18 protein-coding genes are annotated in these 20,733 nt (G+C 50.8%); 13 read left to right on the forward strand and 5 right to left on the reverse strand.

The features are described 5' to 3' along the window. Positions 1-44 precede the first annotated feature (44 nt). The 3 genes from B153_RS0119820 to B153_RS36790 form a co-directional block, all read right to left on the reverse strand. Complete coding sequence (locus B153_RS0119820) at positions 45-1,283, reverse strand: efflux RND transporter periplasmic adaptor subunit (RefSeq protein ID WP_026262293.1); 1,239 nt, start codon at positions 1,281-1,283, stop codon at positions 45-47. Positions 1,284-1,291: 8 nt separating this feature from the next. Beyond that, the gene (locus tag B153_RS0119825) at positions 1,292-5,770 is read right to left on the reverse strand and encodes a CusA/CzcA family heavy metal efflux RND transporter (RefSeq protein WP_020598488.1); all 4,479 of its coding nucleotides are present in this window, start codon (positions 5,768-5,770) and stop codon (positions 1,292-1,294) included. Between the two features lie 89 nt (positions 5,771-5,859). After that, on the reverse strand, positions 5,860-6,189 hold the full coding sequence (locus tag B153_RS36790) for a DUF6660 family protein (RefSeq protein WP_051097318.1): 330 nt from the start codon (positions 6,187-6,189) through the stop codon (positions 5,860-5,862). A gap of 259 nt (positions 6,190-6,448) precedes the next feature. Here B153_RS36790 and B153_RS0119835 point away from each other — a divergent pair, with 259 nt between their 5' ends. The 12 genes from B153_RS0119835 (at position 6,449) to B153_RS0119885 (ending at position 18,241) form a co-directional block, all read left to right on the forward strand. Then, positions 6,449-7,288 (forward strand): crotonase/enoyl-CoA hydratase family protein, encoded by an 840-nt coding sequence (locus tag B153_RS0119835; RefSeq protein ID WP_020598490.1) that lies wholly within the window; start codon positions 6,449-6,451, stop codon positions 7,286-7,288. A gap of 95 nt (positions 7,289-7,383) precedes the next feature. After that, a complete protein-coding gene (locus B153_RS0119840; protein ID WP_020598491.1) occupies positions 7,384-8,271 on the forward strand; it encodes an SDR family oxidoreductase in 888 nt (295 codons plus the stop codon). A 117-nt stretch (positions 8,272-8,388) separates the two neighbouring features. After that, positions 8,389-8,910 carry a DUF4494 domain-containing protein gene (locus B153_RS0119845; RefSeq protein WP_020598492.1) on the forward strand — a complete coding sequence of 174 codons (522 nt, stop codon included), beginning with the start codon at positions 8,389-8,391 and terminating at the stop codon, positions 8,908-8,910. Between the two features lie 66 nt (positions 8,911-8,976). After that, positions 8,977-9,813, forward strand: a complete 837-nt coding sequence (locus B153_RS0119850) for a hypothetical protein (RefSeq protein ID WP_020598493.1) — start codon at positions 8,977-8,979, stop codon at positions 9,811-9,813. Positions 9,814-9,921: 108 nt separating this feature from the next. Continuing rightward, entirely contained in the window at positions 9,922-10,371 is a 450-nt protein-coding gene (locus tag B153_RS0119855) for an HYC_CC_PP family protein (protein WP_020598494.1), read from the forward strand. Between the two features lie 78 nt (positions 10,372-10,449). Beyond that, complete coding sequence (locus B153_RS0119860) at positions 10,450-12,795, forward strand: TonB-dependent receptor (RefSeq protein ID WP_020598495.1); 2,346 nt, start codon at positions 10,450-10,452, stop codon at positions 12,793-12,795. Between the two features lie 98 nt (positions 12,796-12,893). Beyond that, positions 12,894-13,460 carry an AraC family transcriptional regulator gene (locus tag B153_RS0119865; protein WP_020598496.1) on the forward strand — a complete coding sequence of 189 codons (567 nt, stop codon included), beginning with the start codon at positions 12,894-12,896 and terminating at the stop codon, positions 13,458-13,460. A gap of 76 nt (positions 13,461-13,536) precedes the next feature. After that, the gene (locus tag B153_RS0119870) at positions 13,537-14,670 is read left to right on the forward strand and encodes a glycosyltransferase family 61 protein (RefSeq protein ID WP_020598497.1); all 1,134 of its coding nucleotides are present in this window, start codon (positions 13,537-13,539) and stop codon (positions 14,668-14,670) included. Between the two features lie 110 nt (positions 14,671-14,780). Then, complete coding sequence (locus tag B153_RS37315) at positions 14,781-15,131, forward strand: four-helix bundle copper-binding protein (RefSeq protein WP_083928228.1); 351 nt, start codon at positions 14,781-14,783, stop codon at positions 15,129-15,131. A 97-nt stretch (positions 15,132-15,228) separates the two neighbouring features. After that, positions 15,229-16,272 (forward strand): sialidase family protein, encoded by a 1,044-nt coding sequence (locus tag B153_RS0119875; protein WP_020598498.1) that lies wholly within the window; start codon positions 15,229-15,231, stop codon positions 16,270-16,272. Between the two features lie 50 nt (positions 16,273-16,322). Further along, positions 16,323-17,813: a hypothetical protein gene (locus tag B153_RS35515; protein ID WP_020598499.1), complete on the forward strand. Its 1,491-nt coding sequence runs from the start codon at positions 16,323-16,325 to the stop codon at positions 17,811-17,813. 62 nt (positions 17,814-17,875) lie between these two features. Beyond that, the gene (locus B153_RS0119885) at positions 17,876-18,241 is read left to right on the forward strand and encodes a heavy-metal-associated domain-containing protein (RefSeq protein WP_020598500.1); all 366 of its coding nucleotides are present in this window, start codon (positions 17,876-17,878) and stop codon (positions 18,239-18,241) included. Between the two features lie 2 nt (positions 18,242-18,243). On the opposite strand, the gene B153_RS37765 is transcribed toward B153_RS0119885, so the two are convergent. Together B153_RS37765 and B153_RS0119895 are read right to left on the reverse strand one after the other, a co-directional pair. After that, on the reverse strand, positions 18,244-18,405 hold the full coding sequence (locus tag B153_RS37765; RefSeq protein WP_020598501.1) for a hypothetical protein: 162 nt from the start codon (positions 18,403-18,405) through the stop codon (positions 18,244-18,246). Next, positions 18,405-19,085 (reverse strand): response regulator transcription factor, encoded by a 681-nt coding sequence (locus B153_RS0119895; RefSeq protein ID WP_020598502.1) that lies wholly within the window; start codon positions 19,083-19,085, stop codon positions 18,405-18,407. Before B153_RS0119895 ends, B153_RS37765 begins: the two co-directional genes overlap by 1 nt. Before the next feature lie 509 nt (positions 19,086-19,594). On the opposite strand from B153_RS0119895, the gene B153_RS0119900 reads away from it, so the two are divergent. Further along, positions 19,595-20,707 (forward strand): efflux RND transporter periplasmic adaptor subunit, encoded by a 1,113-nt coding sequence (locus tag B153_RS0119900; RefSeq protein WP_020598503.1) that lies wholly within the window; start codon positions 19,595-19,597, stop codon positions 20,705-20,707. Positions 20,708-20,733: the final 26 nt, after the last annotated feature.

The raw sequence follows: 20,733 nt of genomic DNA on the forward strand, positions 1-20,733 counted from the left end.
AACTATTTACACTTCAGAAAGGCAAACTTTTTAGTAGATGTGGGTCAATGGGCATGGCCTTCTTCTTCCCCGCTAGCTGCAGTTAACTGCGACAGAACAGCGTAAGCCCCTTTAACAACAACCCGTGCCTGTCGAAGATTGATTTGGTTCGGTAGAGTCACCTGCGAATATCCACCCTCGCTCACACCCCGCCGAACAGGAATACGCCGAAACGTGGTGCCGACCTGTTCCGTTTCATCTGGATGTTGTCCGTGATGGTCGGGCATCTTTTCCGTCGTGACCACAAAAATGTAGTCTTTCCCTTCCGTCGATACAATGGCCTCCTCGGGCAAGGCCGGGACCCGGCTATCCCCCAGGTCGAGCGTTGCCTTCAGAAACGTATTGGGAACCAGCCGACTATCCGTCTGCCCAAGTTGGGCAATGACCCGTACAGAGCGGTCGGCATCAATGGTGGGATTGATGTAACTGATTTTCGCTGTATGCTCTCTGGAGGCTTCGCTGGTCAGCCGTAAACTAACCGACTGACCTACCCGAAGCTGAGGCAAATCCTTTTCAAAAACCGTTAGTTCGGCATAAATTCCCTGGGTACTGATAATCCGGGCAATCACGTCGGTGGGTTGTACATACTGACCGATGGTTGCCGATATATCGGTCACAACCCCCGTAATGGGAGCCGTCACGGCGTAAGAAGCGGTAAAGGTGCCGTTTAGGGCCGCCTGGGGCGAAAGACCAACCAGCCGCAGCCGTTCGGTCAGGCCATTTAGTCGGGCGCGTACCTGGGCCCGTTCGGCAGTTATTTGCTGAAAGACCTTCAACGCGCTCACGTTCTGCTCACTTAGCTCTTTCTGGCGGATGTATTCAGCATCAAGGTACGTCAGGCGGCTCTGGTTTTCGGCATACTCCTGCTGAACTCCTACCAGGTCGGGATTTTCGATTCGGGCCAGTAGTTGTCCTTTGCGAACAGGCTGACCAGGTAATAAAGGCAACTTCCGAATAAATCCGCCCTGAAGCCCTGTAATAGCGACCTGGCTTTGCGCTGGTGCAACCAGTCGTCCATTCACCAGGAGTTCCTGACCCAAATTCCGATAGTCAATGGTTCCTACCTGCACATCCCCAATCCGCAGTTGGTCGCTGGTTAGCTCCACCAGTTCAGCTGGGGCTTCCTGGTGAGCCGCTTCTGCGGGTTTCTTAGCCTCTGCCTTTTGCTGGTCAGCCGATTGTGGGTCACCAGAACAGGCATTTATCAGCCAAAGCAAACCCAGACTCCACACGATTTGTCTCATGATTAGCGTTATGGTAAGCCCAGAAGTTGTTCCAGGCGAATGATGGATTGATTATACTGACCAAGCACAACGACATAATTGGCCCGGGATTGATACGACTGGGTAAGTGCCTGCGAATACTGGAGGTAATCGATTTCACCGGCCCGAAAAGCCAGACTTGCTTTCTCTGCCAACAGTCGGGCAGTCGGCAACCCCGTCTGCTCATAGTAGGTCAGACTGCTTTGCCGTTTGCGGACATCCTGAATCGTGGCCTGAAGTTCGCCCTGCAGGTTACGCTGCGTCAAGGCCAGCGTCGCTTCGCCCAACTGCTGCCCCAGCCGGGCCGCTTCAATTCGGGCCCGCTGAGGACGACTAAACAGGGGATAGGCAATCCCGGCAGTCACGCCCTGAAATCGTTTGCCCCCTCCATACGTCACTTCCTGGTTGTCGACTACATAGGTGCCAATCAGAGACTGGTTGAAATAGCCGAGCGAGAAACTGGGCAGCAACCGGGCTTTTTCTACATCGGTTTGGCGAGCAGCTATATTGAGCTGCTGGCGAAGCAGAGCTAGCTCCGGCGTTTGAGCCAGCGTAGACGAATCGAGTTGAGGTGGTAGCGATCGGCGTGTCAGCAGGGAGTCCGCTAGCTGAATGGGCGCATTCGTATTCAGCAGCGTCTGGAGCCTACTAAGCACAATTTGTTGATCGGCTTCGGTCTGTGTCAATGCGTTCTCGATTTCGCCTAACTGGTTGGTGGCTGTTGCCACTTCTACAGCAGTGCCTTCACCTGTCCGCAACCGCAACTCTGTTGCCGCCCGAAAGGCAATGAGCAGACTATCCTGCGTTCTGAGCAACCGTCGCCGTTCAGCCAGATACAACAGATCGTAATAGGCCGATTTCACCTGAGCCCGCAGTTCATTTTGGGTCACTCGGGCCAGACTTTCGCTGCCCGCCACGTTGGCATCGGCCAGCCGTCCGAGCTGACGAACGAGTTTTGGATTAGGCAAACTCTGAGAAAGCGTAACGTTATTGTCGAAGTTGATCCCGTTGTATTGCCCACCCATCCAGGAAAGGCTGGTCGGACCTATATCGTGGGCGACCCGTCGGCCGGTCTGCTGTTGGGCAATGTTGAGGGCATTGATCCGGGCGGTTCCGTTTTGGGCCGTCGCCAGCCGCAGAGCCTCTTCCAGCGACAGTGCGTGGACTGGCCGTTGAGGAACCTGCGCCTGAGCCACACCAGATACCGCCATACCCAGTGTGCCGGCCAGCAGCCATCCGGCCAGTTTACCAGTCGGTGTGACCAGTACTTTTTTCTTTTTTTGCCTAAACCCTGATTGCTCCCATCCATACAGACAGGGTAGCACCAAGAGAGTCAATAATGTAGCCGAAACCAGGCCCCCAATAACCACGGTTGCCAGAGGGCGTTGCACTTCGGCTCCAGCCGTTTTAGCCAGTGCCATCGGCAGGAACCCCAGCGAAGCGACCAGGGCCGTCATCAACACCGGACGCAATCGGGTCGCCGTTCCCTGCACAATACGCTCCTGCAACGACAAATCGGTTTCTGCTTTCAGGTGATTAAACTCACCAATGAGCACGATACCATTGAGAACGGCCACCCCGAAAAGCGCAATAAACCCTACCCCCGCCGAAATACTAAAGGGCATGCCCCGCAAGGCCAGCGCAAACACACCGCCAATAGCTGCTAAGGGAATGGCCGAGAAGACCAACAGACTTTGTCGAATGGAGCCGAAGGTAAAGAACAGCAGCAGCCCTATGAGGCCTAACGCTACCGGCACGGCAATACCAAGCCGATCTTTGGCCTCCTGAAGATTCTGAAACTGACCACCGTAGGTGAGGTAATAACCGGGCGGAAGGGTCACCTGCTGATCGAGCTTTTGTTGCAGTTCCGTGACCACACTTTCGACATCGCGCTCCCGTACATTGAAGGCAACGACAATCCGACGTTTGGCATCTTCACGCTGAACCTGGTTGATACTGTTCTGAAATTGTACGTTGGCCAGTTGACTGAGCGGAATGGCCTGGCCATCAACCGACGTGACCAGCAGGTTCTGTACATCCTCCAAGCGCTGCCGACTGGCCTGTTGCAAACGGACCACCAGATCATAACGCCGTTCGCCCTCATACACCTGCCCCGCTGTAGCCCCAGCGAATGCCGCTTGCAGACACCGATTGGCTTCCTCTACCGAAATACCAAACTGGGCAAGTGCATCGCGGTCATAGCGAACCACGATCTGCGGCAAACCCGATACCTGCTCAACATACACATCTTTGACGCCGTTTACGGTACTGACTACCCGCCCAATGCGAGCTGCGTAATCAGCCAGTACACGCAGGTCTTCCCCATAGAGCTTAAGGGCCACATCCTGCTTCACGCCCGAAATCAATTCGCTAAAGCGCATCTGAATGGGTTGCAGGAAACCAAAACTCACACCGGGAATCTGCTTCAACTGATCGCTCATTTTATCGGCTAGTTCCTCCCGGCTCTCGGCCGACGTCCACTCATCCCGGTCTTTGAGGATAACCATCAGGTCGGTAGCTTCAATGGGCATCGGATCAGTGGGAATTTCTCCAGCTCCGGTTTTCCCGATCACTTCTACAACTTCCGGGAATTTTCTGGTTAAGATACGCCCTGCCTGTAGTGCGGCATCGCTGGATTGAGCAAGCGACGAACCCGTCATTACCCGGGTTTCTACGGCAAAATCGCCTTCATCCAGTTGCGGAATAAATTCACCGCCCAACTGACTAAAGACAACCAAAGCGCCCACAAAAAGTCCCACAGATAGGCCAACGACCAGTCCTTTGTGGCCGAGGGTCCATCGGATAGCGGGTTCATACCATTGCTGAAAAAAGGCGATAATTCGATCCGAAATGGTTCGGGTTTTGTTTCGAACGAGCTTCTTGCTCAGTAGCAGGGCCGACATCATGGGCACATAGGTAAGCGAGAGGATAAACGCTCCCAGAATGGCAAAAGCAACAGTCTGGGCCATCGGCCTGAACATTTTACCTTCAATGCCCACCAGGGCCAGAATGGGGAGGTAAACAATCAGAATAATGATTTCTCCGAAAGCGGCAGAAGAACGAATACGGCTGGCCGACTCGAATACATCTTCATCCATCTCTTTTTGGGAGCGAGCAGGCAGTTCAGTACCTGCTTTTTTTTGCGTTAGCAACACCTCGCTTCTCCCACCCCGCCTGGCCAGATGGTGCAACGTCGCTTCGACAATGATAACAGCGCCATCCACAATGAGCCCGAAATCAATAGCCCCCAGGCTCATCAGATTGCCCGACACAACAAATAGATTCATGAGCGCAACGGCAAACAGCATCGCCAGCGGAATAACGGATGCCACGATCAGCCCCGCCCGCCAATTGCCCAGCAGCAATACCAGCACGAAAACAACGATCAACGCGCCTTCGATCAGGTTGCGTTCTACCGTGCCGATAGCGCGTTTCACTAGCTTGGTCCGATCCAGAAAGGCATGAATCTCGACGCCCTCAGGCAACGTTTTTTTAATCTGCCCGATGCGTTGTTTTACATTGGCAATCACTTCTGAAGCATTGGCCCCCTTGAGCATCATCACAATGGCCCCAACAACCTCCCCCCCATCCTGATCCGGCTTTTCAGGTGCCGACCATCCGGTTCGGGTCATAGCCCCGTAACGGACAGCACTGCCAAGTTGTACGGTGGCCACATCCCGAACCCGAATTGGAATGCCCGTCGGTGTTCGTCGAACGACAATCTTGCCTATGTCCTGGAGGGTATTGATCAGCCCTTCGGACCGAATAAAATAGGCATTGGGCCGGCGGTCGATATAGGCTCCACCTGCGTTCTGATTATTCTTTTCCAGGGCCGAGAAAAGTTCATCCATCGTTACGCCAGCCGCCCGAAGCCGCTGAAGATCAATGGCCACTTCATACTGTTTTAGCAGCCCCCCAAAACTACTGACATCGGCAACCCCTGGCGTTCCTAATAATTGTCGACGCACAATCCAGTCCTGAATAGATCGGAGTTCCATGGCCGGGTAGCGGTTTTCGTAGCCGGGTTTTGCCTGTAGCACATATTGATAGATCTCGCCCAGGCCCGTAGTTACCGGAGCCAGTTCCGGCTCACCCGATCCGGGCGGAATCTGAGCGCGGGCCTGCTGTAATCGTTCAAATACCTGCTGGCGGGCCAGGTATATATCGACGTCATCGTTAAGCACGATAGTGACGACTGATAAGCCAAACCGGGAAATTGAACGGACTTCCAGAAGGTCAGGAATTGTAGCCATCGTTTGCTCGATCGGAAAACTGATAAGCCGTTCCACATCGAGGGCCGACAGCGCAGGGCTTTGGGTGATAATCTGGACCTGATTGTTGGTAATATCAGGCAAGGCGTCAATGGGGAGTCGGTTTAGTGAGTAACCGCCCCAGACGATTAAGGCCAGTGTAAACAGGCCAATAATAAGCTTGTTCTGAATAGAAAAGCGGATGACAGCATCCAGCATAAGCATACATGACTAAGAGGAAAACTCAGAGAAGAAGCATTCGGATGCAACAGGGTTGCACCGAAAAAAAAGGACATACGAATCCTATTTTAGTCGAGCTGAGGGGGTTGCCAGGTCGAACGGGGGGCCGTCGGCAGCGCGGGGGTTTCCAGACTTAGCCAGGTTTGGGCAACGGCCTGCGGAGGGGTAAAGCTAAACGTAAACTGGGGTGGCTGATGCATCAGGGTACCACAACAGGCGCAGCTACAGAACGGGGAACATAAATCCCCATCGGCCCGGTCGCTGTCATGCGCATGCGAATCAGCACTAATCTGGGTAGTCGTGTTCAATGGGCGCAGCAACTGGCAGGCATCGGCGCAGGGTAGCACCGATAGCAGCAACAGGTAAACGCTCATAAACAGATGAACCACTGATTTCATTCGGCAAAGGTATGCAAACAGAACATGCAACGGGTAGTCAAAAAGGAAGCGCCTTCTTCTGGCAACAAGATTCACGGCAGTCCTGAGATTTATCAACAAAATTGTAGCTTACCGAATACGGATTACCGTTGCGTTACATTCAGGATTTCTACTACCTTTACACCAACGGTATGCGTGCATACTAAATTCAATATGGGTACTTTCAGTCTTTTTATGGCGACAGTCGTAAACGCAGCAGTAGCCCTTTAGCCTTACCCCTATGGAACAACCGTATCAGTCGTTATCCTTTGCCCAGAACGATGGGGTCATGACCGTTTCCTTACTTGGCCCCGGCAAAGGCAATGCCATGGGCCCTGAGTTTTGGGATGAGCTTCCCAAAGCCATGGACGAACTTAACCGAAATCCCGCCGTTCGTTGTCTACTTTTCCGGGGCAGTGGCGACCATTTCAGTTATGGCCTCAATGTGACCCAGATGCTTCCACGTATCGGCAAAATGACTACGGGGACTGTGCTGGCTCATCAACGTGCCGACCTGATGGCGCAGATTCGTCAAATGCAATCGGGTTTTCAGAAAATGTACGAGTCGCCCAAACCCGTTATTGCGGCTGTGCATGGCTGGTGTATTGGTGGTGGTCTAAATATGATTGCAGCGGCCGATATCCGGCTATGCGCCCGCAATGCCAAATTCAGCCTGCGTGAAGTTAAGCTGGCGATAACGCCCGACATCGGTGGCCTACAGTTTCTTCCCCATATCATCGGTCAGGGGTTTACCCGCGAAATGGCGTTTACCGGAGCCGACTATGATTCGGCCTTTGCCGAACGAATTGGTCTGGTCAATCATGTTTACGATACGCCCGATCAGCTTTTTGAAGCCGCCGACAAGCTGGCTCATCAAATAGCCGACAATCCGGCGTCGGCCGTTCAGGGAGCCAAACAGGTACTGAATTACAGCGCCAACAAATCCATCGAAGACGGCTTACAATATGTGGCCGTCTGGAACTCCAGCCAGCTCCAGTCGACGGATTTTTCCGAAGCCATGCAAGCCACCCACGAAAAAAGGAAAGCCGAATTCAATAAAAAAATAGACCGAGGTTATTAGTTTAATGATTGAATGATAGAATGACTGAATGATTGAATTATTCGCATCAGTTATTCTATCATTCACTCATTCAACCATTCACTCATTCAACCATTATGACAACAGGCATGCTGCGCGATGATGCGCTCAAAGGAAAAACAATTATTGTCACGGGCGGAGGAACAGGGCTTGGGAAGTCCATTAGCCGCTATCTGCTCCAGCTTGGTGCTAATGTTACTATTTGCAGCCGTCGGCAGTCGGTTATCGACGAAACCGCAAAGGAATTAATGAACGAGACAGGCGGTCAGGTTCTGGCGGTTCCCTGCGATGTTCGTAATACGGCCGACATTGAAGCCGTTCTTGCACAAACGATTGAGAAGTTTGGTACAATTGATGGGCTGCTCAACAATTCGGCGGGCAATTTCATCAGTCCTACCGAACGTCTGTCGTACAAAGCCTTCGATACCATTGTCGATATTGTGCTGCGCGGAACGTACTATTTTACGCTGGCCGTGGGCAAGTACTGGATCGAGAACAACATACCGGGAACGATTTTGAACATCTCGACCACCTACGCAACCACCGGGTCGGGCTATGTAGTCCCATCGGCGGTTGCCAAAGGCGGAGCACTGATCATGACTAAATCCCTGGCCGCCGAATGGGGCAAATATGGTATTCGTCTGAACGCCATTGCCCCCGGCCCATTTCCAACCAAAGGAGCCTGGGATCGGCTTTTCCCGGAGCCGTTGATGAAAATGATGGACCCCGTTAGCCGCATACCGCTCAAACGTGTGGGCGAACATGGCGAACTGGCGAATCTGGCGGCCTATCTCCTTTCCGACTATTCAGGTTTTATCACCGGCGAATGCATCACCATCGACGGGGGCGAAGTACTGGCAGCCGGTGAGTTCAACCACCTCGAAGCCGTGTCGTCGGAGCAGTGGGACATGATCGAGCAATCCATCAAACAGGCCAATCGCGATAGTAAACGCGCGAAAGAGTAAATGAGACAACGGGTGTTCGTTAACTAATTTTGCTCTTTTACTCATTCGCTCTTTCACTCTTTTTCGGCACTTTTGCGCCCTCAAAAGCGTTATACTTACAGATCAAACCATTAAAAAATGCCTAACTGGTTTCTCGGAAAAATCCGCTATCAGCAGCCAATCGACGATTCGAACGTCGGGACCCGAAACGAAGAATTTATCAAGCAAAAGACGGTTACCGAAGCCTATCTGGTCGACGCCGTAAGCTACACGGATGCCGAAACCCGGCTTTATCAGGAAATTGCCGCCAATACCCCTGAGTTTGACATTACCAACATCTCGCGCATGAAACTGGCCGATGTGTTTCACCACGACGATGGCAGTGAAACCTGGTACAAAGTGAAAGCGATGTTTATCACCGACGATGAAAAAACGGGCAAACAGAAGAAAACGCCCAGCGTGATGCTCGTCAATGCCGACACGCCCAAACAAGCTTACGAACGGGTTGAACAAAGCCTGAAAACAGCGCTTGATCCATTCGAAATTACGGACGTAAACATTACCAAGATTCTGGAAATTTTCCCTTACAACGAAGAGGAAAAGCGAAACCTTCGTCCGCTTAGCGACTTTGTAAGTCCAGAGCCAGAGTCGGTCGCCTAACGAATACGTCGGTTCCAACCTCATGCCGGTAAGTAGGGTCTTAGCAGCAAAGCACATCGTACGACTATGACGAAACGCGCTCTACTGCTATTCACCTTATTTATCGGCCTTCTTTTTGGGTGTAAGGAAGATGCCCCGAATGCAGCCATTACGGCCGATGGTCTGAGTCTCTACTGGGACCATGAAATCTTTGGCGAAGAGGGCCGCCGATACCGATTTGAATTTCAAACCCAGAAATCACTTTCGGAGCAATACAAACTGATTTTTCAGAAATCCATTACAGGAAATGTCATTACAGCCCGGCTAACTGGTACATCCAGTCAGGGTCAATGTCTGCCATTTCCGGGTCCCAAACCGGGGTGCATTTCCAAAGGAGGATTTTCTATACCAGAAAAAGACCTCCCTCCCGGTACTTACACGATCAACCTGATCACACCCACCTTCAGCGAAAGTGGTCGATTAACGGTTACGGCGGAAAAGGCCGTACTCGATCTGGGTACGAACAACCAATTTACGAGTTCCGTACAACAGGTTTTTCCGATACCCCGGCAAATCCTATTTGGCTCTATTGTGTACACAGGTTCGGATAAAAAACAGGCGGCCAATGAGCTGATCGCCTACCTATCAACCCTTGGCGTAACTCCTGTTACGCTTCCAGATCATCCCTACCGATATCTATCCAGTGAGTCTTCTCATCTAGCTACCCAAGACTGGCCTGTCGATAATCACCTGATATCGCTGGTCTATTCTATGAATAGAAACTTCAGGGATATTATTGGTGATTTGAAACGGTACGTCGATCAAACAGGCCCGCCTTTGTCTATTTATCTGTACTCCAGCCTGGGCGGTGAAGTTCGGCTTAGTGAGACGGAGCGCATTTTCATTTACGGGGCCGATCAGTAGCCCTCTGTTGGTCCATTTATAGAATACAGCCTGAGAATTACAGAATTTTGGTCGTTCATGCAGAAGGACTTGCCTTGAATAGGTTCTATTGTAGATATTTGTACCACGATGAAACGCGCTCTGTTCAAATGGTTCAACTTACTAATGGCCTGCATCGTGCTGCTGAGCAGTACGGGGTTTGGGCTGGTTGAACATTCGTGCCAGATGCGTGGCAAGAAAAAAACGATGGTGATTGCCTTCAGCGAGGTAAAAACCAAACAGGGTTGCTCAGCCGATCAACAGACAGTATCTACCAACGAGCCGACTGTCAAAAAAATGGAGTGCTGCCAGGACGACCAGCATTACGAAAACGTAGACATTTCGTCGTCACTAAGCCAACTGGTCGCCAAATTCGTCAAAACCCTTACCGAAACGATTTTTCATGGTGTAGTCACCGTTCTGGTCTGGCTGTTCGACTGGGTATTTTCGGATCATTCATCGTCGGTTTCGACCTTTTTATCTACCCCCTCGCTTTCCGGGCGTGATATTCTCACCCTCGTTCGTTGTTTGCTTATTTGAGTTTGTTGATACCTGAATGCCGATCCGCGTCTTACCGACGCTGGTCTCTCATCTTGTTATCCATTAATCAACGAACGCATGAAAGCTACATTCTTAGGAATTGGGCTGGTCATTAGTGGGTTGGCTCTGAGTTTTCAGACAGAGGCCCAGACCATACCTTCTCCTGCATTACCCACCGATTCTACAAAAACTGTATCCGTTAGGGGGCGCGTCAGCGAGCAGGCCAATGGCCAAACAGTACCGCTTGTGGGGGCTACCATCCTATGGGCCGGTACCACTTCGGGCACAGTAACCGACACCGACGGTCTGTTCCAACTCCCGATCCATGCTACGGCCAAACAACTGGTTGTGAGCTATGTGGGCTATCGACCCGATACATTGCTGATAACGAATCCAGCTGCCCCACTGGCCGTTAGTCTTCGCAGCGAGCGGACCTTACAGGAAGTAACGGTATTGGGGGCACCGGGGCAAATTGACCGTCTTAACCCGATTCAGACGGAGTTTATCAACCAACGTACACTGGCTAAAGCTGCCTGTTGTAATCTGTCAGAAAGTTTCGAAACCAACGCATCCGTCAGCGTATCGTACAGTGATGCCGTTACCGGAGCGAAACAGATTCAGTTTCTGGGCCTGGGCGGTCAGTATGTGCAGACGAATGTCGAAAATATCCCGACCGTTCGGGGACTGGCTACCACGTTTGGGCTCAACTATATTCCGGGCACCTGGATTACGGGCATCGATGTAGGCAAAGGGGCAGGTTCAGTAGTCAATGGCTACGAGTCGATGAGCGGACAAATGAATGTTGAGCTTCAAAAACCCGATGACAAACAGAAAATATTTCTGAACGGCTACGTCAATAGTTTTGGTCGGGTAGAAGGCAACCTCAACTGGTCGCAACCGCTGGTTAGCCGAAAAAGAGGCTATAACCATCTCTGGCCGGATCAAAAAGACCGGAGTGTATCGGAACCGAAATGGAGTATGGGCCTTCTGGGCCACGTGAGTTCGCTGCGGACCGAAATAGACCAGAATCAGGATGGCTTCCGGGATTTACCGCTCTACACCCAGGTCAATGTCATCAACCGTTATAAATACAACGGGGAAAAATACATGGCTCAGTTTGGGGTGAAAGCGCTTTACGAAGACCGCGATGGTGGTCAGTTATCTTCATTTGGCGATACCCGTTATCGGTTTCTGAACACAACCAGGCGGCTGGAATTCTTCTCAAAAACGGCGAAACTGTACCTGGATAAGCCCTACAAAGGGCTGGGTCTGATTCTGAACGGCGTTCACCATGAGCAATCGGCCCGGTTCGGATTTGCCCCCTACGAGGGTCGCCAGCAAACATTTTATGCCAACCTGATCTACCAGAGCATTATCGGGAACACCAACAACGCGTTCAAAGCGGGATTAAGCTACCTGCTCGATGATTACCGCGAACTTTACAAAACCATTCAGACGGCCCGAACGGAGTCGGTGCCAGGTGCCTTTGTCGAATACACCTACACGTATCCCGAAAAATTAACGCTGGTCTTGGGCGGTCGGCTGGATTTTCACAACCTGTTCGGAACCCAGTTTACTCCCCGCGCTCATCTGAAATATACCCCCAGCCAGAACATCACTTTCCGAGCATCGGCGGGTCGGGGATTTCGGGCAGCCAATCCGTTTGCCGAAAATTTTGGCTATCTGGTTAGTTCACGGGCGGTATATCTGAACACGCCATTGCAATTTGAATCTTCTTGGAATTATGGCGTCAGTCTGACAAACGATTTTTGGATACTCGGCAAAAAAGCGTCGCTGGTACTGGATTATCACCGGACCGACTTTCAAAACCAGCTAATCGTCGATATCGAGCACCCCGGCGAACTCTATTTTTATAACCTTGCCGAAGCGGGAGGCCGGGGCCGCTCATATGCCAATAGTTTTCAGGCGGAGTTGAATGTACAACCCGCGAAACGGTTTGAGGTAAAAGCGGCTTATCGACTGTTCGATGTGGAGCAAAGTATGGGGGCCCCTTTTGGTGAAGAACGGCTATTACCCAAAATGATGATTAGCCGCGAACGGGTTCTACTCAATGCAGGCTACGCCCTGCCTTATGACAAATGGAAGTTCGACGCAACACTGCAATGGAATGGTCCGCGCCGGATTCCGTATCTGCGGGAAGGTTACGTTCATACGAGTTATCAGAATATGCCCGTCGATATGGCTCCCGGTTTTTACAACCTCAATGCGCAGGTTAGCCGGGCTTTCCGTAGCGGCTGGGAAATTTATCTGGGTGGCGAAAACCTGACAGGCTTCCGGCAACTCAACCCGATTGTTGCTGCCAATGACCCATTCGGACCTCGTTTCGACGCGGGTTCGCAAGTGTGGGGGCCCATCACAGGCCGCATGGTGTACGCAGGCTTCCGTTTTAAACCTCAACCCTGACCGGGATTTAGCAGATTTATAGATTAATCGGATTTTGTCAATGCGCTTTCCTGAAGTAAAACAAAATCCTCAAATCAGCTAAGTCCCCGTTCTGACTTATGACACTGACCATCCGAAATATGGTGTGCGACCGTTGTAAACGGGTTGTACGCGAGGAACTGGAAACCCTTGGCCTGACAGTGGGCCGGGTAGAATTGGGTGAGGTTGAGGTGGGGGAATTCCCTTCTACGCTTACCCTGGACGCTGTTCGCCAGACCTTGCAGGCAAATGGTTTTGATCTGGTTGACGACAAAAAGCAGTCGTTGGTAGAACATATTAAAATTCTGCTGATCAACGAAATCCAGCATCTGAAAAATGAGCGGCTGGCCTCAGAGAATTACTCGACTTTTCTGGAACGCAAGCTAGGCTATGAATATTCGTATCTGAGTGGCTTGTTCTCTGCCAGTGAAGGGCATACCCTTGAAAAGTACATCATTGCGCTCAAAATCGAGAAAGTCAAAGAATGGCTCCGTTACGATGAACTGACACTCAGCGAAATAGCCTGGCGACTTGGGTATAGCAGCGTTCAGCATCTCTCAAATCAATTCAGGCAGGTAACCGGGCAAACACCGGGGCAATTCCGGAAAGCGACTCATGTGGTGCGACGTAACCTGGATTCTATTTGAGAGTCATAAATAGTAGCTGACTTTGTCAGATGGCAGGCAGTAGTAACTAATACCCATATAGTTGACTGGTAGCGTTATGATTAATCGTTTTAAATCAATACTTGGTAAGCTAATCGAACAGACGCTTCGACTCACAGGCATTCAGGTACTGACCAAACAACAGACCGACGCTTTTCTAAAGCCCTATCGGGTGGCCAATCACCCTTCGGGCGATATACACTTAACCGATGTACCCAATCTGATCAATCCATCCCAATTGGTATTTCGCCAATCGGAAGCGGTTACGCAGCCAGGTTATGTGTGGGATTACCATCAGCCTGGTGACCGAGTCAGCTTGTTACCCTACGGCAGTGCATTAATCGGTCGTAATCTGCTTTGCACAAACTTTGGTAACCACCACCTGCTGGAAAACCTGATCGGCTGGTGGAATCGAAAACCCTATTCGGCCAAAACAGTCATCAACCCCTGGAGTCATTATCTGGATGGCATTGCCTATGGAGGCTATTACGATTTTGTGATACTGGTAGCAGCCCAATTGTGCCGAATCAAAGACGCTGTACCTGAAGCCCTGTTCTCGGAAGCTACGGTGGCTTATCCCCTATTCAATTCCGAGTATGAACGCGAGTATCTTACCCTGCTCGGTATCAAAAGCGACCAGGTCATTGACAGTGGCCGGTATGCAGTTAAGGCCGAGCGGCTTATTACCGGGAATAATGGCCATTGGTTTTACCCGAATACAGCCGACATTTTATCGCTGAAAAAACAGGTTGAAAGCGTACTAAAGCCCATCCAGAAAGCCCGTAATCGCATCTATATCAGCCGTTCGGGCAGACGCCGGATCACCAATGAACCCGATCTGATCCGTATGCTTGATCGTTACGGTTTCATTATTATTGAAGACAAACCCCGGACCGTAGCCCAACAGGTAGACATCTATAAAAATGCGGGATTTATTATGGGGCCGCATGGAGCTTCGTTCACCAACATTATCTGGTGCAACCCAGGCACCCATCTCTTTGAATTATTTTCGCCCAATTATGCTCCACCACATTTTCAGTACCTGGCCGCTGTGATGCAAATGAATTACTCAGCTTACTACCAGGGCATTACAGGGGCCAATCAACATGCCGAGCTTGAAGGAAACATCTCGGTATCGGTCGATGAAATAGACCATTGCCTGAGCAAACTGCTTCGTAATGAATACGCTTAAATCAGCAAGTTCTGTAAAACCAGTCCGGAATTTTGTAAAAACTCTATCGATTATCCGTAGTTATTTTGACAGACCAATGGTGGTCGATCAGCCTATAACTCAACATAACTATGGAAACGATGCAACACACTCACGTAGACACCTGTTTTGATTGCGCCGAAGCCTGCGAACGCTGTGCAACCGCCTGCCTGGAAATGGGCGATAAAGACGGGCGGGGCCACGACATGACCGCCTGTATCAAACTTTGTCGCGACTGTGCGGATATTTGCACCCTATGCGGCCGACTGGATGCCCGCGGCTCTGATTTTTCACGCGATTTCATGGCGCTCTGCGCCGAAGTATGCGACGCCTGTGCGGAAGAATGTGAGAAACATGCCAATCATGTTGCCCATTGCAAAGCCTGCGCGGAAGCCTGCCGGAAATGCGCTGAAGAATGCCGCTCAATGTCGGCCAATGCGTAACCAATAGTTCAAGGACTCTTCTGATTCTGTGGATTTTATTGGTTTACCAGCCAATCGGTCACCGTGAAATCCACAGAATTCAAAGAACCCAGTTTATATGTTACCTTACCTCTTTACCTTCTTGTCCATCCTAAACTGGATGGCTAATCCCAGGCCAGCTGCTGACCTAAAACTCGGCGCAGGCAAACACCCATCAGCCGCAACGGACCCGGCTGGCACCGTTCATGTGGTGTATGGACTTGGGAATGTCCTATACTATTCAACCACACAAACCGGCGATCAATTTACTTCTGCCATCCGGCTCGACAGTTTACCCGAACTCCAGCTTGGCGCTTCGCGGGGGCCACAGATTGCCGCTTCGGCTCAATCAATTGTGATTCTGGCGATCGATAAACCGGGCAACATTTGGTCCTATATGCTAGACCGGGCGACGGGTAACTGGCAAAAGCGGATACGCGTAAACGATGTGCCCGAAGTAGCCAAAGAAGGATTTATGGGACTGACTGCCGGGCCAGACAATAGCTATATGGCTGCCTGGCTTGACCTTCGGGGCGATAAACGGAATAAACTGGTTGGAGCCCGATCGATCGATGGAGGAAAAACCTGGTCAGCCAACGAGGTCTTATATGCTTCCCCGGATGGGACGATCTGCGAATGTTGCCAGGTTTCGGTTGTGAGTCAGGGCAGGCAGGTGGCTATCCTGTTTCGCAATTTCCTGAACAGCTATCGGGATATGTATCTGCTTCAGTCCACAGATGGTGGGCAAACCTTTGGCAAAGCGGAAAAAATAGGCAAAGGAAGCTGGAAACTGGCCGCGTGTCCCATGGATGGCGGTGGGCTATCGATCGACAAAAGCGGTCATCTGTCAACCGTATGGCGAAGAGCCGATACCCTATATATGGCCCGGCCTGGACAAGCGGAAACCGAACTGGCAACGGGTAAAAACGCAAAAATTGTCAGTACGGACCACGGCGACTACCTGGTATTTCAGAAAGCCGAACAGCTTTGGGCCGTTACACCGCAGCAAAAACGCCCTGTAGCGCTTGGCCCTGGGGCCTATGCAAAGCTTGTCCGGCTTAAACCGGATCGCGTCCTATGCATTTGGGAACATGAAGGTGCGGTTTGGGCAAAGACGCTTTAGTTATAGCCAGCCCGCGAGGATGCATTGCCATACGTTTTACAACATACGTTATGAACCAGTCTATTTTTCTGTTCCTGACCTGTTTTTGGGTAGAGCAGGCTTTTGCTCAACACCATCATGAAAGTACCCCCATGAACGCAAACCAGAAAGCAGATACCATCAAACCAATGGATCATTCGATGCAGGGGATGGAAAGGTCTCAGCCCGAACGCATGAATCACGCTGATGGGATGGGCGACAAGCCTATGCTCAATTACGGGCTTACCATGGATACAGGCATGGGCATGACGCATTCACTCTCGCGCAATCTGCCCATGAACCGAAACGGATCTGGAACTTCCTGGCACCCCGACAATACGCCTATGTATGCCTACATGACCCATCCATCATCCAGTGGCTGGAGCTATATGCTACACTATGCGATCTATCTGCGGTATACGAGGCAGAACACCAACAACAGCGATAAACGCGGAGCAGCGCAACAGTTTGGCGCCCCAAACTGGTTTATGGGGATGGCGCAGCGCAAGGTAGGTCAACGGGGGCTCTTTCAGATTCGGGCCATGATCTCACTAGACCCCCTAACGGTCGGGAATGGCGGCTATCCGCTTTTGTTCCAAACGGGTGAAAGCTACAAAGGGCAACCCCTCATCGATAAGCAGCATCCACACGATCTGCTATCCGAATTATCGGTCAGTTACAGTCACGCATTCAGTAAAGATGCTGATCTGTATGGATACGTCGGTTATCCTGGCGAACCCGCCCTTGGCCCTCCTGCCTTCATGCACCGGATTTCGGCCTTCAACTTGCCCGACGCCCCATTAAGTCATCACTGGCAGGATGCTACACACATTCTATTCGGAGTCGCTACGGTCGGCTTTCGCTATAAATGGGTCAGGCTGGAAGGCTCCACGTTTACGGGCCGGGAACCAGACGAAAACCGATACAATTTTGACAAGCCCCGATTCGATAGTTACTCGTACCGCCTATCCATTAATCCATCTCCTGCCTGGGCCATCCAATTCTCGCAAGGTTTTCTGCACAGCCCGGAAGATCTGCATCCCGACGAAAATGTGACCCGAACTACGGCATCTATTTTGCATAGCAAGGGGTTGGGTCCCGGCCGATACATCACCTCAGCGTTTGTTTGGGGACGGAATACTCATCAGGGAGAAGGCGACAATTCGTTTCTGGCCGAGAGTAGTTGGCAGGTGGATCGAACTGCTTTGTATGGCCGGTACGAAAACGTTGGCAAAACCCCGGAAGAGTTAGGAATTATCGATCCTGGTTTTGGTGGTATACCCGCCCACACAGCCCTTATGATTAACAGCCTAACCCTGGGTATCAATTACCGGATCGCCCAACAAGCCAATTCTGATCTGGTACTGGGCGCTCAACTGACCGGCAGCGTACCCGACCAATGGTTACGGCCTTTGTACGGTAAAACGCCTGTTTCTGGAGAGGTATACCTCCGTTTATCCCCCAGCCTGATGACCATGCAGGGAATGAAAAGCAGGCATCACGGTCAAATGCGAAGAATGTAAGCCTTATTGGCACCAAAGCGTTTAAATTTTCGTTCTTAATTCACTATAAACCAACTAGTACCATGTTTCGTAGCCTGTTTCTGACCGCCCTGACCTCGCTCCTGTTATTGAGCCAATCCTTTGCCAGCACCCCTACCCGCGACGACAAGGATAAGGAAGTAAAAATTAAAACCTCCGCTATTTGCGGCATGTGCAAAGCCCGGATCGAGCGCAATTTATCGTTCGAAAAAGGCGTCAAAGAAGCGGATCTGGATGTTAAAACGAAAGTGGTTACAATCAAATATAACCCCGCCAAAACGGACGTTTCCAAACTAAAATCGGTCATTAGCAAGACTGGCTACGATGCCGATGAAGTGGTAGCTGATCAGGCTGGCTATAACAAACTGCCAAGCTGCTGCAAAAAAGGGGGCGGTATGGATCATCAGTAAGGCTAGCGTCGTTGGGAAGCCCGTTCTTCGTTGAGCGAAACAGTCCGGACTTCTGCCCACGTTACATAGCCCCACAAAAAAGCTCGGAATCGGTCGATTTCGGGCTTTTTTTGTTTCGCCAGATTAAGCACCCAATCAACGTACAAGGCTATCCAGGCAAACATTATATGTTCGGCTTAAGCAGATAACCCAACCCTATAAAGGTGTGAATCAATTTATGATCGAACTCCCGATCCACTTTATTCCGCAGATAATTAATATATACTTCTACCTTATTGGAATTATAGTGCTCGGTAGTGTTCCAGGCTTTTTCCAGAATTTGTGTCTTCGTAACCACACGACCTACATTTTCAATCAGGAATTCGAGAAGCTGAAACTCTCGCGCGGTAAGCTTGATTCGTTTACTTCCCCGATAAGCGGCCCTTTCAGCCATATTCAATTCGAGATTATCGACCCGAAGAATTCTTGGGCCATTGAAACCACCTGTTCGTCGTCGGTATAAGGCAAAAATCCGGGCCTGAAGCTCCGAACCATCTATTGATTTAGCCACACAATCATCCGCCCCGGCATTGAGGCCTCTGACCGTACAGCCCGTGTCGTTTTCATTGGACAGCAGCAAAACAGGGGTTGAATCGTTTTCCTGACGCAATCGCCTGACCAATTCAATACCATCAATCCCGGTGGCCTGTGTGTCGAGCAAGATCAGATCGAATTGGGTATGCAATGCTTTCGAGAATCCGAGTAAGCCATTCCGGGCCAGCTGAATCGTGTGCTGGCGAGCGGGTAGTATACGGTTCAGAAATTCGAGGTAAACCGGATCATCCTGGATCAGTAAAATATTCATAAGTTACATAGCCTCGCGGTACATCTTGTGTCCGTATGCTTCTTCATTTGGCTGCAAAAGACTCAGTCCAACTTTAAATCGATTTTAAAAGGCTATTAAATCTTCTTTAAAAAATAAGTAGTTCTACGATAACCGTATGAACAGTAGGGATAGCAAGGCCAGTACTCTTTTTAAGCAGAAATTAATAAGGCCTTAATAGCCCCTTAACGGAAGCAGCGCTACTTGCCGCCCAAATCAGCCGCTTTTTCGGCTTTCTGTTTCACGTATTCTATGTGGTTTCCCCGATTCGATGGCCTGCCCTGCGGCCTGATTGCCGCCAACTGGTTAAGTATATTTTCGCGCCCTCTTGCGGGATGCAGTCTTCAGCCTGTGCTCTGGTTTCAGGGGAATCTGGTTGAATCACCAATATCCCATAAAGTACCTTTTGATAAGCCATCCGCCCAACACGACTCCCATTCAATACACAGCAATTGGTTTACTACACTACCGATACCTGGTTCTTTTAGTCTATGAAAACGTTCATTCAAGTTATGGCCCTCGGGCTGCTGGCCGTTGCCTGCGGTCATAAAAACAACACAGAAGATAAGTTGCCTACCTCCAGTGCCGATTCATCCAGCAGCTACCTGACCGATACGGTGCGACGAATGAATCCAGAAGATGAACTGACGCTGAATGGCACCGTTACCTTCGATCAGGATAATGTGGTACGCGTATTCCCGCTGGTAAGTGGTAATGTTGAAAAAGCGACCGCATCGCTGGGAGCGTACGTACAGAAAGGGCAGGATCTGGCTTTAATCCGGTCAGGCGATATTTCCACGTATGTCAACAACTACCAGGCCGACAAGTCGGATCTGGAAGTCGCCCAACAGCAGTTGAAAAATGTATCCGCGCAATACAAATCAGGCTTTGCGTCGGAAACGGACTTTCTGACCGCCAAAAACAACGTCAAAAAAGCAGAAGACGAGTTAAGCAAATCGGCCAATATTTTACGGGTATATGGGGGCGCTTCGGGCACTGCCAACGGAGCCAGCCAACCCTACTTTACGGTCAAAGCCCCTATTGCCGGGTATATCGTCGAAAAAAATGTCAATACGGGGCAAGACCTGCGAGCCGATAACCAGAACCCGCTCTATACCATCTCAAGCCTACAGCAAATCTGGGTGATGGCCAATGTATATGAGCAGGATATTCCTGAAATCAAACAGGGGCAGCCCGTCGATATTCAGGTGCTGGCCTATCCCGATAAAGTGTTCAAGGGGGTAATCAGCAATGTGAGCAGCGTGCTCGACGAACAGGCGCGGGTGCTGAAAGTCCGTATCGTTCTGCCCAACAAAGACGGCCTGCTCAAGCCCGACATGTTTGCGACCATCCACGTTCATTTGCCCAATACAAGTGGCGGTAAAAGTGACCAATCATTGGCCGTGCCGCAAAAAGCCGTTGTCTTCGACCGCGACCATTACTATGTTATTGTGCAGACCGGCAAGGATAAATATGAAGTGCGGGAGGTAACTGTATTGAAAAATACCACCCGCTATGCCTTTATCGAAGGAGGGAATCTCAAACCCGGCGACATCGTCGTTACGGAAGGCAGCCTACTACTCTACAACGACTTAACGGACTAAACCAAAGAGTGAAAGAGCGAAAGAGT

The sequence above is a fragment of the Spirosoma panaciterrae DSM 21099 genome, from assembly GCF_000374025.1.
Taxonomy (GTDB): domain Bacteria; phylum Bacteroidota; class Bacteroidia; order Cytophagales; family Spirosomataceae; genus Spirosoma; species Spirosoma panaciterrae.